The 17,933-nt window shown below is 56.8% G+C and carries 13 protein-coding genes; 6 read left to right on the top strand and 7 right to left on the bottom strand.

The window, feature by feature from the left end; all coding sequences use genetic code 11:
- The first annotated feature begins 11 nt into the window (after positions 1-11).
- Both pnp and galU read left to right on the top strand, forming a co-directional pair.
- A complete protein-coding gene (gene pnp, locus RRB22_09590; protein ID MDT8384657.1) occupies positions 12-2,099 on the top strand; it encodes a polyribonucleotide nucleotidyltransferase in 2,088 nt (695 codons plus the stop codon).
- Between the two features lie 173 nt (positions 2,100-2,272).
- Positions 2,273-3,157 carry a UTP--glucose-1-phosphate uridylyltransferase GalU gene (gene galU, locus RRB22_09585; GenBank protein MDT8384656.1) on the top strand — a complete coding sequence of 295 codons (885 nt, stop codon included), beginning with the start codon at positions 2,273-2,275 and terminating at the stop codon, positions 3,155-3,157.
- A 14-nt stretch (positions 3,158-3,171) separates the two neighbouring features.
- Here galU and RRB22_09580 read toward each other — a convergent pair whose 3' ends face one another.
- From RRB22_09580 to RRB22_09570, 3 genes are read right to left on the bottom strand one after another with little or no spacing between them, the layout of a single operon-like run.
- On the bottom strand, positions 3,172-5,904 hold the full coding sequence (locus RRB22_09580) for an ATP-binding protein (protein ID MDT8384655.1): 2,733 nt from the start codon (positions 5,902-5,904) through the stop codon (positions 3,172-3,174).
- Entirely contained in the window at positions 5,901-6,902 is a 1,002-nt protein-coding gene (locus tag RRB22_09575; GenBank protein ID MDT8384654.1) for an ABC transporter substrate binding protein, read from the bottom strand. Before RRB22_09575 ends, RRB22_09580 begins: the two co-directional genes overlap by 4 nt.
- Before the next feature lie 56 nt (positions 6,903-6,958).
- Positions 6,959-9,001 carry a TonB-dependent receptor gene (locus tag RRB22_09570; GenBank protein MDT8384653.1) on the bottom strand — a complete coding sequence of 681 codons (2,043 nt, stop codon included), beginning with the start codon at positions 8,999-9,001 and terminating at the stop codon, positions 6,959-6,961.
- A gap of 249 nt (positions 9,002-9,250) precedes the next feature.
- Here RRB22_09570 and cysM point away from each other — a divergent pair, with 249 nt between their 5' ends.
- Together cysM and rlmD are read left to right on the top strand one after the other, a co-directional pair.
- Complete coding sequence (gene cysM, locus RRB22_09565) at positions 9,251-10,141, top strand: cysteine synthase CysM (GenBank protein MDT8384652.1); 891 nt, start codon at positions 9,251-9,253, stop codon at positions 10,139-10,141.
- A gap of 99 nt (positions 10,142-10,240) precedes the next feature.
- Positions 10,241-11,590 (top strand): 23S rRNA (uracil(1939)-C(5))-methyltransferase RlmD, encoded by a 1,350-nt coding sequence (gene rlmD / locus RRB22_09560; protein MDT8384651.1) that lies wholly within the window; start codon positions 10,241-10,243, stop codon positions 11,588-11,590.
- A 224-nt stretch (positions 11,591-11,814) separates the two neighbouring features.
- Here the strand turns inward: rlmD and RRB22_09555 are convergent, their stop codons facing one another.
- The 3 genes from RRB22_09555 to ettA all read right to left on the bottom strand — a co-directional run bounded on the left by RRB22_09555 (position 11,815) and on the right by ettA (position 14,745).
- On the bottom strand, positions 11,815-12,177 hold the full coding sequence (locus RRB22_09555) for a HopJ type III effector protein (protein ID MDT8384650.1): 363 nt from the start codon (positions 12,175-12,177) through the stop codon (positions 11,815-11,817).
- 111 nt (positions 12,178-12,288) lie between these two features.
- Positions 12,289-13,026, bottom strand: a complete 738-nt coding sequence (locus RRB22_09550) for a hypothetical protein (protein MDT8384649.1) — start codon at positions 13,024-13,026, stop codon at positions 12,289-12,291.
- A gap of 51 nt (positions 13,027-13,077) precedes the next feature.
- Positions 13,078-14,745 (bottom strand): energy-dependent translational throttle protein EttA, encoded by a 1,668-nt coding sequence (gene ettA / locus RRB22_09545; protein MDT8384648.1) that lies wholly within the window; start codon positions 14,743-14,745, stop codon positions 13,078-13,080.
- 198 nt (positions 14,746-14,943) lie between these two features.
- Here ettA and prmB point away from each other — a divergent pair, with 198 nt between their 5' ends.
- Together prmB and hemN are read left to right on the top strand one after the other, a co-directional pair.
- On the top strand, positions 14,944-15,873 hold the full coding sequence (gene prmB, locus RRB22_09540; protein ID MDT8384647.1) for a 50S ribosomal protein L3 N(5)-glutamine methyltransferase: 930 nt from the start codon (positions 14,944-14,946) through the stop codon (positions 15,871-15,873).
- 98 nt (positions 15,874-15,971) lie between these two features.
- A complete protein-coding gene (gene hemN, locus RRB22_09535; GenBank protein ID MDT8384646.1) occupies positions 15,972-17,417 on the top strand; it encodes an oxygen-independent coproporphyrinogen III oxidase in 1,446 nt (481 codons plus the stop codon).
- A gap of 24 nt (positions 17,418-17,441) precedes the next feature.
- On the opposite strand, the gene RRB22_09530 is transcribed toward hemN, so the two are convergent.
- A complete protein-coding gene (locus tag RRB22_09530; protein MDT8384645.1) occupies positions 17,442-17,882 on the bottom strand; it encodes a CBS domain-containing protein in 441 nt (146 codons plus the stop codon).
- Between the last annotated feature and the right edge of the window lie 51 nt (positions 17,883-17,933).

Raw genomic sequence — 17,933 nt, 5'->3', positions numbered from 1 at the left:
CCCATTCAAAAATGGCTATCAAGAAAGTCGTACAATTTGGTGATCACACGGTAACGCTTGAAACGGGTGAGATCGCTCGTCAGGCCGGCGGTGCGGTGATGGTGAGCATGGGTGATACCAGCGTGTTTGTGACCTGTGTCGCTCGCAAGACCGCGGAACCGGGTCGGGACTTTTTTCCGTTAACGGTCAATTACCAGGAACGGACGTATGCCGCGGGCAAGATCCCGGGTGGCTTCTTTAAGCGTGAAGGGCGTCCCAGCGAAAAGGAGACTCTGACCAGCCGTCTGATCGATCGTCCGCTGCGGCCATTGTTCCCCAAAGGTTTTGTGAATGAGGTTCAGGTTATTGCCACGGTAATGTCGCTGGATCCCGAAATCGATCCCGATATGGCTGCGATGATTGGTGCCTCCGCCGCCGTCAGTCTGTCCGGTGTGCCCTTTTCCGGTCCGATCGGTTGCGCCCGTGTGGGTTATGCCGATGGCCAGTATTTATTGAATCCCTCCGCCACCGCCTTGCGCACCTCAGCGCTGGATCTGGTGGTTGCCGGCACCGCGGACGCCGTGCTGATGGTAGAGTCCGAGGCACGTGAGTTATCCGAAGAAGTGATGCTGGGTGCCGTGACCTACGGACACGAACAGATGCAGGCCGTGATCACTGCGATACGTGAACTGACTGCTGAGGCCGGTATGGTTGCCTGGGACTGGACGGCGCCCGAAAGCAACGACGCCCTGGCCGCTGCGGTCAAGGCCGCGGGTGAAGCGCCATTAACCAGCGCCTACCAGATCAGCGACAAACAGGCACGCTATGACGAGTTGAACGGTATTCGTTCCAGTATCGTCGATCAGGTTTGCCCGCAGGGCGAGGAATCGACCTACGCCATTGCCGATGTCAAAGAGGCCATTGGCAAGCTGGAAAAATCCATTGTGCGTAGCCGTGTGCTGGCCGGCGAGCCGCGTATCGACGGACGTGACACGCGCACCGTGCGTCCGATCACGGTGAAAACCGGTATCCTGCCGCGGACTCATGGCTCGGCGCTGTTTACCCGCGGTGAAACCCAGGCCATCGTGGTGACCACGTTGGGTACCGCACGCGATGCCCAGTTGATCGACGCGATTGAAGGTGAGCGTAAAGAACACTTTATGCTGCATTACAACTTCCCCCCTTACTGTGTTGGTGAAACCGGTTTTGTGGGCAGTCCCAAGCGTCGTGAAATCGGCCATGGCCGACTGGCGAAGCGCGGTGTGGCGGCGGTTATGCCCAGTGTTGAGGAGTTTCCGTACTCGATTCGCGTCGTCTCCGAGATTACTGAGTCGAACGGTTCCAGCTCCATGGCCTCGGTCTGTGGTTCCAGCCTGTCGATGATGGATGCCGGTGTTCCATTGAAGGCGCCGGTGGCGGGTATTGCCATGGGCCTGATCAAAGACGACGGAAAATTTGCGGTGCTATCCGACATCCTGGGTGATGAAGATCACCTCGGCGACATGGATTTCAAGGTGGCCGGTACCGAAAACGGTGTGACTGCCTTGCAGATGGATATCAAAATCACCGGCATTACTCACGAGATTATGAAACAGGCCCTGAGCCAGGCCACCGAGGGACGTTTGTTTATCCTGGGTGAAATGAACAAGGTCATTTCCGAAACCCGCGTAGAGATGTCCAGGTTTGCACCCCGTTATATCACCATCAAGATTCACCCGGACAAAATCCGTGACGTGATCGGTAAAGGTGGCGCGACGATTCGTTCCATCACCGAGCAGACGGGTGCTGGCGTGGATATTGAAGACGACGGAACCATCAAGATTTCCTCGGTTGACAGTGCGGCAGGCGAGCAGGCACTGAAGCTTATCGAACAGATCACGGCGGATGTTGAAGTCGGCGTGGTCTATGAAGGTAAGGTTGCCAAGCTGATGGATTTCGGCGCCTTCGTCACCATCCTGCCGGGCAAGGACGGGCTGGTGCACATCTCGCAGATATCGGAAGAGCGTGTTGAAAACGTCAGCGATAAACTATCGGAAGGCGATATCATCAAGGTCAAGGTGCTGGAGATCGACAAGCAGGGCCGCATTCGCCTGAGCATGAAAGCCGTCGAAGAGGCCTGAACGACACAATGCTGTGCCGTCTATAAAACGAAAGGGGCCGCTGGCCCCTTTTTTGTGGCGCCGAGATGAGTGCCGACGGTGGGTGTTTTTCTCAAAATGAAAATGGACTAAAATCGCGCCAACACTATATGGTGCTTACGGTAAGGAAATTCCGCGCAAAGGGATGAGGTATTATGACAAAAGCAATTAAAACGGCCGTTTTTCCGGTCGCCGGTCTGGGTACACGCTTTCTGCCTGCCACCAAGGCAAATCCAAAAGAGATGCTGCCCATCGTGGATAAACCGCTGATCCAGTATGCAGCAGAAGAGGCTATTGCTGCGGGAATCACCGAGCTGGTGTTTGTCACCAGTAGCAGTAAGCGCGCGATTGAGGATCATTTTGATCGGAACTTTGAACTTGAAAGTGTGTTGGAGGCCCGTGCAAAAGACGACCTGCTGGCGGTGGTGAGAGGTGTCCTGCCCAAGGGCGTTAGCTGCGTCTACATTCGTCAACCGGAAGCATTAGGGCTTGGCCACGCGGTGCTGTGTGCAAAGAATGTGGTGGGTGATAATCCATTCGCAGTCATTTTGGCCGATGACCTTATTGATGATGGCGGCAAGGGGTGTTTGTCGCAAATGACGGCCATCCACAACGATCGTCAGTGCAGTCTGCTGGGCGTGGAAAGGGTTAATAAGGAAGATACGGATAAATACGGTGTTGTGAGGGCGGATATGAGCGAAGGCCGCACCGGCAGGATTGAGGAAATTGTCGAAAAGCCAAAGCCGGACGTCGCGCCATCCAATCTCGCCGTGGTCGGGCGTTATATCCTGTCACCCAGAATATTCGAGATCCTGGAAATCACCGGGCAGGGTGCCGGCGGGGAGATTCAGCTGACCGATGCCATTGCTGAACTGTTGAAGGAAGAGGACGTGCTGGCGTATGAATTTGAGGGGAAACGATATGACTGTGGCAGTAAGCTCGGTTATCTGACAGCGACAGTTGAATATGCCCTCAAGCATCCAGAGTTGCGCGAGGATTTCTTGCAGTATCTGCGAAGCTACTGTTTCCCGTCAGAATAGCTTGAGGTGGAAAATCAGGTTTCGTCGCGGAGTGAGGGGTTGATGAGTGAGTCAATCTCGGTGATCAAGGCCCCGAAACCTCCGCTCAAATCACCGTCTTCTGTCTGCAGGCTTTTTTGAAAGTCGATCGTCAAACGATACAGTTTTGGTACATCGCAGTAACTCATTCCGCCAATGAATCGGTGCACCTCGTTGCGCAGTGAATCCCGGTCTTTTGTTGCATATGCGCTAACAAGCGCCTGCCGGGTGCCGGGTAGTTCGGCCAGCAACATTTCATTCATGGCGGCAGAGAGGTTCTTGTCGAGGCCCAGACGATCCACACTGGCCAGCCTGTCTGAGGTAGTGATTTTTGGCGGCTGAATCGTGGCTGGCAGCTGCCTGGAATGAATCCGATACACAATTTCGTGCAGTAGTTCATCAACCGCGATGGGCTTTTCCAACACATCATCCAGACCGGCTTCCCGGTACTTCAGGTCATTGTTATCTACGCTGATCGCGGTCAGGCCAAGTATCGGCGTGTGATGGTTTGCATCTTCCAGATTGCGGATTATGCGAGTCGCTTCGATGCCATTCATGATGGGCATGTTGATGTCCATTAATACCACGTCGAATTTTTTTTTGGTGAATTCATCGATCGCCATTTTACCGTTATTGACGATTACCGTTTCCGCGCCAGATCGCTGGAGGATGGTTGATATGAATTTTGCATTAATCATGTTGTCTTCAGCAACCAGTACGCTGAATCCATCGAGTCTGTTCAGGGCGGGTAATGTTGCGGATGCGGATGCGTCTGCGTCGGCGGGGCTGTCAACGGCCTTGTTTTTCGAGGTAATGCGGGCTAGCAGGGTAATTAAATCGGCTCTTCGAAAGGGCCGCAGTAGATGGTTGTGAATAGCATGCTCCCATAGTTTGGCCCGAGTATCCGTTTTTGACAGTTTGATAATCGCCACCGATTTTTCGTTCAGGTGCGGGTTGTGGCTGAAAATATCAGCAATATTGTCTATTTCGTCGGCCGATACATTAAAGGCATAGGCATCGGCTTCACTGCTGTTGCCTATTGAATCCGTTAGGTCATCAATGGTGTGATATTCAATGACAGAGAGGCCCAGCTTGCGCAAGCTATGCGTGATGCACAGCAGTGAAAGTTCATTACTGTCATACACGGCAACCGACCTTGCTTTGAAGGGCGGTATTTTTTCAACCAGGGTATTCTCCTGGGGATCAAGGCTGCATTCAAAGCTGAACCAGAATGTCGAGCCTTCATTGAGGCGGCTTTCAACCCCGATATCACCGTTCATTGCTTTGGCGAGGGATTTTGATATTGAGAGCCCCAGGCCAGCACCGCCATGTTTTCGGGTATCGCTTTCATCGAGCTGTGAAAATGAATGGAACAGCCGTTGCTGATTTTTTTCCGAAATACCAGGCCCCTGGTCGCTGACTGATATTTTGACAAGGGCGGTGTCCTTGTTGCGTGTTTCAATCATCGCCCGCACGATGATAATCCCCCGGTCGGAAAACTTTATCGCATTGCCTATCAGGTTGATGAGGATCTGTTTAATCCGCCCCTGAGGTCCGATGACGTTTTCAGGCGTGTCATCATAAAATAACGTCGCGAGTTCCAGACCTTTTTCACTCATTGATGGCGATAGCAGTATTTCGACATCTTCAATGCATTCGTGAAGATTGAAGGGGGCGTTGTCGAGAGATAGCTTTCCTGCCTCGAACTTTGCAAGATCTAGCACATCGTTAATGATGAAAAGCAGATTTTGCGAGGATTGCTCGATAGTGCCCAGATAGTCCAGCTGTTCATCCGTTAATCTTGTGTTTTTGAGCAGGCGAATAAATCCCAGTATGCCATTCATCGGTGTGCGAATTTCGTGGCTGATATTGGCGAGAAAGGATGACTTCGCCTGGCTGGCGGATAATGCCTCCTGTCTGGCGATAGTCAGATCGTAATTCTTGTGTTCGAGGAGTTCCAGCGATTCGCGTAATTTTCCGGTGGCTTTTTCAATCTGTTGCTGGGAGTCTCGATGGGACGTTTTTATGGAACGTAGCATGCCGCGGATTCCCTCTTCGAGAGACAGTAATTCGCCTGTCGAATAGGTGTTGATCGGTATGTTCAGGTTACCCTTTTCTATTTCTTTTACGGCATTGGTGAGTGTGATGATCGGCGCCGTAATGCGACGGCTGATCGTTGTACCTAGATAAATGCTGCTGGCGAGAATGATCAGGGTGATGAACAGGGTTTCTGTCGTGGCCTTTCGTTTGCGTTTCAGGGTGAGCTCATTGGACATCTCAATAACGACCCAGCCGATAACCGATGGGAGCGTTTCTTCGCCCTCATCGAAGTCGCTGATGGCTATGGTGTTCTGGATGATCGGTTTGCTGAAGACGCGGTTATTGGTGCTGGGGATTTTATTCTCGGTGGCTGTTGGTTTTGGCGATTGAGTGACTGGCCGCTGTATCAGCGGTGTGCCCTGATCGTCGGTGATGGTAATTGAAACCACATTGTCTTCTTTGTAGGCGCTATCCACCAGCGGGTTAAGCAGGCTGAGGTTACCGGAAAACAGGCTGTATTCACTGGCGGAAGCCAGGTGGCTGGCGATGTCGTCGCCCTTGTCCGTGAGGGCGGCCTCGATGTCATGGTTTTGCTTGCTGGCAAAATAGCTGAAAAATATGATGCATGCGGCTGTGGTCGGAATAATGGCCAGTAATAGCACGCGCGTCCGGATGCTGGGGAAGTTCATTGGGTTTTCTCCAGGATCTTCAATAACTGATCCTTTATCTCTGTCTCGCTGGATACCGGGATCACCAGTGATTTGGCGACATTTCGATTGATCGCGATCTCAAAATATTTCGGGTAGGAGCCTTGCTCCGGGAAGTTGAGACCGGAAGCAAGAATCCTCACCAGTGTGTCTGCGGTCTGCTCGGCGATCTGCTGCGCGGTTGAATAGACCGCCGCCAGGGCGCCGGCTTTTACATAAGAAGCCGAATAGGCAATGACAGGGGTCCGCTGTCGATAGGTGGTGAGCAGGATATTCTTGGCGGTGTCGCGGTTAAAAATCTGCGCATCCGGAAACGCCATAAACACATCCGTGTCACTGAGCACATACGATAGTTTACTGATGAGGTTGTCCGTTCGTTTGACGGTTTCAATATGGTAACTACTGCCCATCTTCTGCAGGGCCGATTCGATCTCTCCCTGTGGTGAGTTCTCGCCGATGAGGACGCCCAGTTTTTGGCTGTTGCCCAACAGTAGTCTTGCCAGGGCAATCTGCCGTTCAGGGGGATTGTCGATAAAGATGGCGGTGCTTTTTATATTGGCCTTGCGGAGGGCGGCGCGATAGTGATCGTAGGTCTGTTTGGGGATCAGGGTTGCTATGATCGGTAATGAGGGACTGATCTCTGCTGTCGTCGCGATCGCACCCTGACCAATGGTCAGCAGCAGATCCTGCTGTCTGGCCTTTTCCCGGAGTGGCACGGTTGCTGCTGTGCCATTTAAAAACTCGACCGTAAAGGCTACCTGGGTATTTGTCTCCCTCAGTACGGCACTGTTTGTGACGGCAGTCTGCAGGGTGTCGATCATATCCGTATAGATCGCGCTGCTGCCGCTGCTGACGATCAGAATGCGATAGGTTTTTGCCAGTGCATGCCCGGTGGATAGCAGGAACAGCAGCGCCACGACACTGATGTAGGTCAGTATCGATTTCTTCTTTCCCTGAAGAGCTGCCGGGTGATGTCTCATTATCTAGGCTTGTGTGCCTGTCTTGTCCTGGTTATGGGCATGTCTATCGATTATTTCTAATCAAGCTGGGCAGAAACCGTTACGTATTGCTGTGTCTCGGCCACATTCTCCGATCGCCAGTCGATATAGCCATCGCCGATGTTTTGTACGACAAAGGCCAGTTCACCGCTGACGCCCGATGCCCTGAAGGGAAAGCCGACGCGCACGTTGACGTGCTGATAGCCAGGCAGTGGGTCGCCCGAACCGAGTCCGTTGCTCTCACTGACGCGGTAATACAGCAGGCTGCTGCTGATGCCGCTGGGAAAGTGATGCAGGGCAAGGATGGAGGTGATGTGGCGGGGGGCGGTCTCGTCGAGTTTTTCAGAGGAAATGTTAGGGTTTTCACTTTTGATGTCCGTCAATGAGCGTGACAGAATCAGGCGACTAGCCGGTGTCGGTGAAAAATCCAGATTGGCCTCGGCGCCCCTGATGTGGGCATCGGTGAGGTTGTCATATCTCTCATACTCACCAAGCAGAGGATCGGCCGGATTGGGGATGCTGTTTTCGTCCAGCGAGATGAGGCCGTGCAGGTTTTCACGGAACAGCTTCAGGTCGAAGGAGAGTTTGTTGCGCGTGAGGTCGGCGTGATAACCCAGCTCATACGCGGTAATTTTCTCCGGGTTGAGATCTTCGTTACCCACCCAGATAGTGGTCGTAAAGTCGAAGGGTGGTGCCGGGTAATTTTCAATCGGGATGCGGAAGTTGGATCGCGCCTCGGTGAGGGTAGGAGTACGCGTGGCGCGGCTGGCGATGAGGCGGATCGACTGTTGCGGCGTAAAGGAATAGTTGAGGCCGAGGCGCGGCGAGAATTCATAATCGGCCAGATCGGAGCGCTCCAGCATCGCCCCCAGATTGAGGGTGAGATTGGGCTTTAGGCGCCACTCCACATTGCTGAAGCCGCGCGCCACCTGATTGTAGAAATATTTCCGGCTGCCGGTGTAGCCGGTCGCGGGGTCGGTGCCAAACAGGTGCGGGCCACTGGCCGCATCCTGACGCAGGCCCAGTCCCCACACCAGACGCGCCTTCTCCTCTAACTGCCTGGTATGTTGCAGTTCAAGGTCAAAGCGTTCCGCGCGTGTCGAGCTGTCGCGGATGATATGCACCGCCGGTGGCAGGACGACATCAAAGATCTCATTGATGTCCTCCAGGGTGTGGAAGAATTGCAGGCTGACGGCATCGTCATTGTCGATCTGTCGTTGCCAGCGGATCTGTTCAAAATTGATGTTGATGTCGCGGTCCTCGGTGGTCAGCAGGGTTTTGGAGTCGATCTCCCTGATGCCGCGCGTGGCGCCGGCCTGAAACAGCACGCTGTCCCTGGCGCTGGCCTGATAGTCGGCGCGAAAACGCGCGGTTTTCAGGTTGCGATCATCCTCGCGGGCCTCGAAGCCATCGTCCTTGTTGATGTTGGCGGTAATGCGGTAGTCGAAGCCACCCCCTGTATTGCCGTAGCGCACCGTGGCGTCTCGCGCGCCGTTGCTGCCGTGGGTGCCCCGCACAAAGGTGCCGCTGGTGGCGGAGGCGTGCTGGGTAATGATGTTGATCACACTGAGGAAGGCGTTACTGCCGTAACTGGCGGAGTTGGGACCGCGGATCACCTCGATGCGTTCAATGTCGTCCATCGCCAGGGGCAGGTTTGCCCAGTCCACACCGCCAAACACTGGCGAATAGACCGAGCGGCCATCAACCAGCACCTGCATGCGGGCGAGGTATTCGGTAGAAAGGCCGTGGTAGGTGACGATGGGGGAGTGGCCGCTGTCCCGGCTCACCACGAAGCCGGGCACCATGCGAAACAGGTCGACGATTTCCCGCGCGCCTGAGGCGCGGATCATCTCCCGGTCGATGATGGAGATCGCCGCCGGGGCCTCGGTGATCGGTTGCGCCAGTCGGGTGGCCGTCAACACCATGGGGATGTCCGCCAGGAAGTCTTCTTCCGACAGCGCGGCGAGGGTGACGGGTTCCAGCGCATAGGCCGGGGATAGACAGGCGAGGGCAAGCGTGGCGGCGAAAAGACAGTGTAGGGAGAGGCGTTGAGGCTCTGGCGCTGGTGTGATTATTTTCATTATCAAGCGATCTCTTTTGTGTGCCGCCCAGTGGTTCTGATCCGTATCTCTACGAGGCGATATCAACGGGAGGTTGGCTGTCCTGCAACCTGGGTTCATTCTATCAGCCCTGACGGTACGATTCCGCCATTTGGCTGCACATTTGGGGCGCTGAGCTCATTCAACAACACGCTTTGTCCCCAGCTCCCCTTGATTAAATAGACGAGATCAGTACATTAGGCGTCTCTTTTTCACCGCCGGTTATACAACATGACATTTCCCACCATCGAGTCCTTTGTTGGCAACACCCCCCTGGTGCGCCTGCAACGCCTGCCCGGCGAGACCAGCAATAGCATCCTGGTCAAGCTTGAAGGCAATAATCCTGCGGGTTCGGTCAAAGACCGCCCGGCACTGAGCATGATCCAGCACGCCGAGGCGCGGGGAGAGATCTGCCCCGGCGATACGCTGATTGAGGCCACCAGCGGCAACACCGGCATCGCCCTGGCCATGGCGGCCGCCATCAAGGGGTACCGCATGGTGTTGATCATGCCCGAGCACATGAGCGTCGAGCGGCGCGGGGTGATGAAGGCCTTTGGCGCCGAGATCGTGCTGGTCAGCCAGCAACAGAGCATGGAGGGTGCGCGTGATCTGGCGCAACAGATGCAGGCCGAGGGCAGGGGGCGGGTGCTGGATCAGTTTGCCAATCCCGATAACCCGCGGGCCCACTATGAGGGCACGGCGCCGGAGATCATGCGGGATACCGCCAACCGCATCACCCACTTTGTGAGCGCGATGGGCACCACGGGCACGATCATGGGCTGCTCGCGGTATTTCAAAGAGGTGAAGCCGAGCATCGAGATCGTCGGCGTGCAGCCGACCGAGGGCGCCTCCATCCCCGGCATTCGCCGCTGGCCCAGGGAATACCTGCCGACGATCTATGATGAGACCCGGGTCGATCGCATCCTCGATATCTCCCAGCAGGACGCCGAAAACACCACCCGGGCACTGGCCGCCCGGGAGGGCATATTTGCCGGCATCTCCTCCGGGGGCGCGGTCGCCGCGGCCCTGGAGCTGTCGGCGCAGGTGGAAAACGCGGTGATTGTGGCCATCATCTGCGATCGCGGTGACCGCTATCTTTCGACGGACGTGTTTCCGGCCTAGAGCGCAGCCCTGTTTGTCTCTCACGGCCGCTACGCCGGTGTGACGAACAATCCCTATTCCTATTCCTATTAATTAATGCACTAGAAACCCGAGTCCCCCATGTCCCGACGTCGCCATAAAAAACTTCCCACCGAACCGGTGCGCGCCACCATTACGGCCATGGCCCATGATGGGCGTGGCATCAGCCATATCGACGGCAAGGTCATCTTTATCGCGCGCGCCCTGCCGGGTGAAGAGGTGATGTTCCGTTACACCCGGAAACACGGCAAGTTTGACGAGGGCGATGTGGTCGAGGTGCTGACGCCATCCCCCCAGCGGATTGCGCCGCGTTGTCCGCACTTTGGCGTCTGCGGTGGCTGTAGCCTGCAACACCTGAGCCCGGAAGATCAGATTCGCGCCAAGCAGGACCGCCTGCTGGAAAATCTGCAGCACCTCGGCAAGGTCACACCCGGCGAAATCCTGCCGCCGCTCACGGCGGCGCCGTGGGGTTATCGCCGAAAGGCGCGCCTGGGGGTGAAGTTCATGCGCCGCGAGGCCGTGGTGCGGGTCGGCTTTCGTGAGAGGCACAGCGCCTTTCTGACCGATGCCAAACAGTGTGATGTGTTGCACGAGGCCATTGGTTCGCGCCTGGGCCAGTTTGGCGAACTGGTGAATCAGTTGTCGGTGCGTGACAAGATTCCACAGATCGAGGTGGCCGTCGGCGACCAGCAGGTCGCCCTGGTATTTCGTCATTTGGAACCCCTGAGCGACGAGGATGAACAGCGATTACGCGCCTATGGCGAGCGCGAAAAACTCGGCATCTTTGTGCAGCCCAAGGGGCCAACCACGATCCGGCGCCTGTGGCCGGCCGTGTCCGCAGACCGGCCCGACGACTTCGTCCTGAGTTATGCGCTGCCGGCCTATGATGTGACCCTGCAGTTTCTGCCCACCGACTTTACCCAGGTCAACGCCGAGCTCAATATCCAGATGATCGACCGCGCGGTCGCCCTACTCGAACTGACCCCGCAGGATCGGGTGCTGGACCTGTTCTGTGGACTGGGCAATTTTTCCCTGCCCATGGCCCGCAGGGCCGGGCGGGTGGTGGGGGTGGAGGGTGAGCAGAGCCTGGTGGAAAGGGCGCGTGAAAATGCGCAACGTAACCGGATCCAGAATGTCGAGTTCCACATGGCCGATCTCAATGGCGATCTCGCGGCCGAGCCCTGGTATGGCGAGGGGTTCAATAAGCTGTTGCTCGACCCGCCACGCAGCGGCGCGCCGGTGGTAGTGGAAAAGCTGCTGAAACCCCTGCCGCAACGGATCGTCTATGTCTCCTGCGATCCGGCCACCCTGGCGCGGGATGCCGGTGTGCTGGTGAATCAGCACGGCTACACCCTGGTCAGCACCGGGGTGATGGACATGTTTCCGCACACCGCGCACGTGGAATCGATCGCCTTGTTTATCAGGGACTAATACGGCTAAGTGCTGAGTAACTACCACCTGTAGGGCGCAATAACCGAAGGGCATTGCGCCATATCCCCTAAGATAGTGCCGAGTAAAAGCCATCGCTCTTAGCACTTAGACATGCGGCGCAATGCCCTTCGGTTATTGCGCCCTACGGACTATATTATTTCGGTCAGGTTGGGTGAGTGTAAAAATGTACTTGGCTAACACCGGCGCAGTGCGCAAGCTGCCCGTTATTCCTTGTGTCGAACCAGGGCCGAGTGCTCAAACTGAATCCCATGCCAGCCATGACGCATGAAGGTGCGGATATTGGCGTGGTCATTGGCCTGCGGATGCTGTAACACGTCTTCTCGATAGTATTTCCCAAAACAGGCCAGCGTCTCTTCTTCATTCAGACCTTCCAGGGTGGCGAAGGCAAAAATCTTGCACGAACCTTCATTGCTGCCGGGCTGGTTTATCACCATGTCATGTCCCTGGCCGTTGGTGAAATGGGTCGGCGTGTAATCGTAGTAGTCATCGATACAGTCAATCACCTCCTCGAACTCCACCGTCTCGGGCCGGGTCTTGATGCGCGTAAGCAGTTCTTCGATCGTCATGGTTAATTATCGTCGTTGATTGTTGGTGTCAATTGTTGGTGTCAATTGTTGGAGAAAAGTGTTGTCGTTGATTTTGGGCATGCAGGATGGCCATGAACGCCCATGCAGAAATTATTTTCCCAGCGTGCGTATCTGGAACTCGAGATTTTTTTGATTCAGCGCCGGTGCGAGGGCCAGATTTTCCCGCAGCATCTTGCTGCTGCTAGGCGCACCAATAAACACCCCGATGGCATTCTCATAGGCCGGCAGGCTCAGCTGGAAACTGGATCTGAAGTGGCGCGCGATGCCGGGTTCCGCCACACAGGCACTCTGTTTCAGCGCCTTGCTGCCAATGAAATTGATTACCAGGGTGCCGTTTTTATTGAGATGGCTTAACAGTGTATTGCACCAGGGCGTATCAATGGCGACGGCACGCTCCACATCATCCTCGTTGCCGAACAGGTCATCAATGATGAGGTCAAACGGCGGACCGTCATAGTCCCGTAACCACTGCACGGCATCCGCATGGTGCAGGGTCGCCATGTGTTTTTTGATACCAAAAAACTGTCGCGCAATCTGTAGATGGATCTCGCTGAGTTCAACGCCGATGATCTCAGCCGGCCCCACAAAACGCCGTAGCAGATGAATGGCCGAACCCCCGCCGACGCCGAGCAGCAATACCCGGCGGATACGTCCCGGCGGCCGGAAGAAGGCCGGCACCACCAGCAAATCCCAGATCCCGCCACTGTTCGGCCGGTCCGGGTGATATTGGCTGTGAAACACGCCATTGCTGTACAGGCGCCGGGTCTTGCCGGCGGTGCGTACTTCATAGCAGGTATCTTTGGTCTGTTTTTGCCAGAGTATGGCCATCGGTCACTGTTTGCAGGGTTGTCTAAAAATGCGTGAATTTAATGTGTGAGATTAGCGCATGAGTTTTTTGTATTTGATGCGGTGCGGCTGATCCGCATCCGCGCCGAGACGACGTTTGCGATCGGCCTCGTAGTCGGCGTAGTTGCCTTCAAACCAGACCACTTCGCTGTCGCTTTCAAAGGCCAGGATGTGGGTGGCGACACGATCGAGGAACCAGCGGTCATGGGAGATCACCACCGCACAGCCGGGGAATTCCAGCAGGGCCTCTTCCAGTGCGCGCAGGGTTTCCACGTCCAGATCGTTGGTGGGTTCATCGAGTAACAGCAAGTTGCCGCCGGAGGCGAGCAGCTTGGCGAGATGTACGCGATTGCGTTCACCACCGGAAAGGTCGCCGACCCGTTTTTGCTGATCGGTGCCCTTGAAATTAAAGCGGCTGACATAGGCGCGGGAATTGATCTCCATGCTGCCGACCATCATGTTGTCGTGACTGCCGGAGATCTCCTGCCATACGGTGTTGTCATCCTTGAGGGTATCGCGTGACTGGTCGACGCAGGCGATCTTGACCGTCTCGCCGATTTTCAGTTCACCCCCATCGGGTTTTTCTTCACCGTTAATCATGCGGAACAGGGTGGTTTTACCCGCGCCGTTGGGGCCGATGATGCCGACGATGCCGCCGCGCGGCAGATTAAAACTGAGGTTGTCGTACAACAGGCGGTCGCCGAATCCCTTTTTCAGGTTAGTCGCCTCGATCACCACATCGCCAAGACGTGGGCCGGGGGGAATGAACAGTTCGTTGGTGGCATTGCGCGCGGTAAAGTCCTGATTGCTTAACTCTTCAAAGCGGGCGATGCGGGATTTACTCTTGGCGTGACGGCCCTTGGGCGCGGTGCGCACCCATTCCAGCTCGGCCTTCATCGCTTTGATGCGGGCGCCTTCGGCGCGCTCTTCCTGTTCCAGGCGGGCCTCTTTCTGCTCCAGCCAGGAGGAGTAGTTGCCCTCCCAGGGGATGCCGTGGCCGCGATCCAGTTCCAGAATCCAGCCGGCGACGTTGTCGAGGAAGTAACGGTCATGGGTCACGGCGACCACGGTGCCAGGGTAGTCGTGCAGGAAGCGTTCGAGCCAGGCAACGGACTCGGCATCCAGATGGTTGGTCGGTTCATCGAGCAGCAGCATGTCGGGCTTGGACAGCAGCAGCTTGCACAGCGCGACCCGGCGCCGTTCACCGCCGGAGAGCTTGCTCACATCGGCATCCCAGGGCGGCAGGCGCAGGGCGTCGGCGGCGATCTCCAGGGTGCGTTCCATGTTGTGGCCGTCATTGGCCTGCAGCAGGGCCTCCAGCTCGGCCTGTTTTTTGGCCAGCGCATCGAAGTCGGCATCGGGCTCGGCATAGGCGGCGTAAACGGCGTCCAGCTCCTCCTGCGCGGAGGCAAGATCACCCAGGGCCTCTTCGACGTTGCCGCGCACGTCCTTGCTGTCGTCCAGCTCCGGTTCCTGGGACAGGTAGCCGATCTTGATCCCGGTCTGTGGCCGGGCCTCGCCGATGATGTCGGTATCCAGGCCGGCCATGATGCGCAGCAGGGTGGATTTACCGGAACCGTTGAGACCCAACACGCCGATTTTCGCGCCGGGAAAAAATGACAGGTGGATATTGCGAAGGATCTCGCGTTTGGGCGGGACGACCTTGCCCACACCATTCATTGTGAAAACGTATTGCGCCATGGGAGTTTTTTCTCGATGTTAGGGTGGAACGGCAATTGAAACAGGTTTATCGGATCCAGGTTGAACAATATCAGCTGCCCGACGTGTGCGTGCGGCGCGCCATCATCGGATATTTGCCGTAATATACGACGTTCTGGCGCGTACTTTACCACAGCGCATTCTTGCCGTAACAGGCATCTTGTAACGGAGCAGGACACAGTGAGCGGCAACAACGATCTTCTCGACAGCGGCATTCTCGATGCGCTGCACAGCCTGGGTGATTATGTGCGCTGGGGCGCCAGCCGTTTTCGTGAGGCCCAGCTGTATTTCGGTCACGGCACGGATAATGCTCTCGACGAGGCCCTGTATCTGGTCACCCATGCCCTGCATCTGCCGCCGCAGATCCCGCCCTATATGCTGGCCACGCGCCTGACCCTGGCCGAACGCGACACAGTGCTGGAGCTACTGCGGCGGCGGCTCGATACCCGCCTGCCCGCCGCCTATCTTACCCGCGAGGCCTGGTTTGCCGGTCTGCCGTTTTATGTGGATGAGCGGGTGCTGATACCGCGCTCGCCCATCGCCGAACTGATCGAGGCGGGTTTTGAACCCTGGGTGGAGCCGTCGCAGGTCACGCGCATTCTGGACCTGTGTACCGGCGGCGGCTGCATCGCCATCGCCTGCGCCCTGGCCTTTCCCTTCGCCCAGGTGGATGCCACCGATCTGTCGGCCGATGCGCTGGCGGTGGCCGAGCAGAATGTGCAACGCCATCAGGTGGGTGATCACCTCCACCTGCATCAGGGGGACCTGTTTGCCGCCGTGGCGGGTCAGCGCTATGACCTGATCGTCAGCAACCCCCCCTATGTGGATGCCGAGGACATGGCCGCCCTGCCGCAGGAGTACCGTCACGAACCGGCGCTGGCCCTGGCCTCGGGGCAGGATGGGCTGGATATCACCCGCCGCATCCTCCAGCAGGCGGCGGATTTTCTGACCCCGGAAGGGGTATTGATTGTGGAGGTCGGTAACAGCGCCGCGGCCCTGGTGGAGGCCTATCCCCAGCTGCCGTTCACCTGGCTGGAATTTGAACGGGGGGGCACCCACGTGTTCCTGCTGACCGCCGAACAGCTGTCGGCGTCGACCTCGGCGGACTAGCCCGCCGTCGCATCAGGGGCAATGGCCATCGCCTCGCTGGCGGGCTATAATTCCCCGTCATTCACGGGGGTAAAACCCCAGCGATCTGGTGAGAATCTATGTCCGTCCCCGCCCACCCGTCTGAGTCCTCCGCCGAACAGAAACTGGTCTTCGATCTGGAGCTGATCCGTCGTTACGATCGTTCCGGGCCACGCTATACCTCCTATCCCACCGCGGTAAAATTTGACGAGGCCTTTGGGGAGACCGCCTATCGGGCGATGGCGGAGCGCACCAATGAGCAGAGCAGGGCGCAGCTCCGGGAAGGGGGGCGGCCGACACCGCTATCGCTGTACTTCCACATCCCCTTTTGTGACACCGTGTGTTTTTACTGCGGCTGCAACAAGATCGCCACCAAGGACCGCAGCAAATCCCAGCCCTATCTGGAGCGTGTGTACAAAGAGCTGGCCATGCAGGCGGCCCTGTTTGATGATGACCGCGTAGTCGATCAATTGCACTGGGGTGGTGGTACGCCGACCTTTATCAGCCATCAGCAGATGCGCGAGCTGATGGCAACCACCCGTCAATACTTCCCGTTACACGAGGACGACAGCGGCGAGTATTCCATTGAGATCGACCCGCGTGAGGTGACGCCGGAATCTGTCGCCCTGCTGCGGGAGATCGGTTTTAATCGCATGAGCCTCGGGGTGCAGGATTTCGATCCGCGTGTGCAGAAATCAGTGAACCGCATCCAGAGCGAAGAGCAGACCTTCGCCACTCTCAATGCCGCCAAGGCGGAGGGTTTCAAGTCCGTCAGCATTGACCTGATCTATGGTCTGCCACACCAGAGCGTCGCGAGTTTCGGTGCTACGGTGGACAAGATTATCGCCGCCAGTCCGGACCGCCTGTCGGTGTTTAATTACGCGCACTTGCCGGAGATGTTCAAGCCGCAGCGCCGCATCAATGAAGATGAGCTGCCTTCCGCCACTGAAAAGCTGGATATCCTGCAAGACACCAATGAGCGACTGATCAAGGCCGGCTATGTCTATATCGGCATGGATCACTTCGCCAAACCGGATGACGAGCTGGCCGTGGCGCAGCGCGAGCACACCCTGTACCGGAATTTCCAGGGTTATTCGACCCATGCGGATTGTGATCTGATCGGGCTGGGCGTGACCTCCATCGGCAAGGTCGGCACTGCCTTCAGCCAGAACCAGAAAACACTCGACGCCTATTATGAAGATATTGATGCCGGCCGCCTGGCCGTGTATCGCGGCCTGGAGCTGGATGCGGATGATGTGCTGCGCAGCGAGGTCATCACCCGTTTGATCTGTCATTTCTCACTGCGCCCGGCGGAGATCGAGCAGCGTTTCGGGATCAGCTTCGCGGACTATTTTGCGCCGGAACTGGAAGAGCTTCGGTCCATGGCGGCAGACGGATTACTGGTGATCACCGACGATGCCATTGATGTCGCCCCGGCCGGTCGCCTGCTGATTCGCAACGTCTGCATGGTGTTCGACAAGTATCTGCAGAAATCCTCGCAGCAGCAGTTTTCCAAAGTCATCTAGCCGCAACTAGCCCGCAAGGGATTATCAATACGACTCCGCCCAGGAGAGGTGATTCTCCAGCTGCTCGATGGTGTACTTCTGTTCCGCGATGATTTCTTTCACCACATCGCCCACCGAGATCATGCCGATCAGGCTGTCATTGTCCATCACGGGCAGGTGTCGAATCCGCCGTTGATTGATGATCACCAGGCACTCGTCGACGGTTTGATCCGGGTAGGTGTAGTAAATATGCCGGGTCATGATCTCCTTGACCGGGGTCTGTTTTGAGGTGCGGTCCTTGAGGATCACCTGGCGGGCATAGTCGCGCTCGGAGATGATGCCGATGAGCGTGTCGTCCTGCATGACCGCGAGCGCGCCCACCCGTTTTTCATCCATCATCGCGATGGCATCAAACACGCTGTCTTCCGGGCCCACCGACCAGACATCATGGCCCTTGTTATCCAGTAGTTTTCCGACGCTAATCATTGCATATCTCCTTATCGAAGGTGATGAGGCTCCCTGATAAGGGTTATCGGC

This window comes from Gammaproteobacteria bacterium, from assembly GCA_032250735.1.
GTDB lineage: Bacteria > Pseudomonadota > Gammaproteobacteria > SZUA-152 > SZUA-152 > SZUA-152.
Note: the sequence above shows the minus strand (reverse complement) of the source record. Positions and strands in the feature narration are given on the sequence as shown.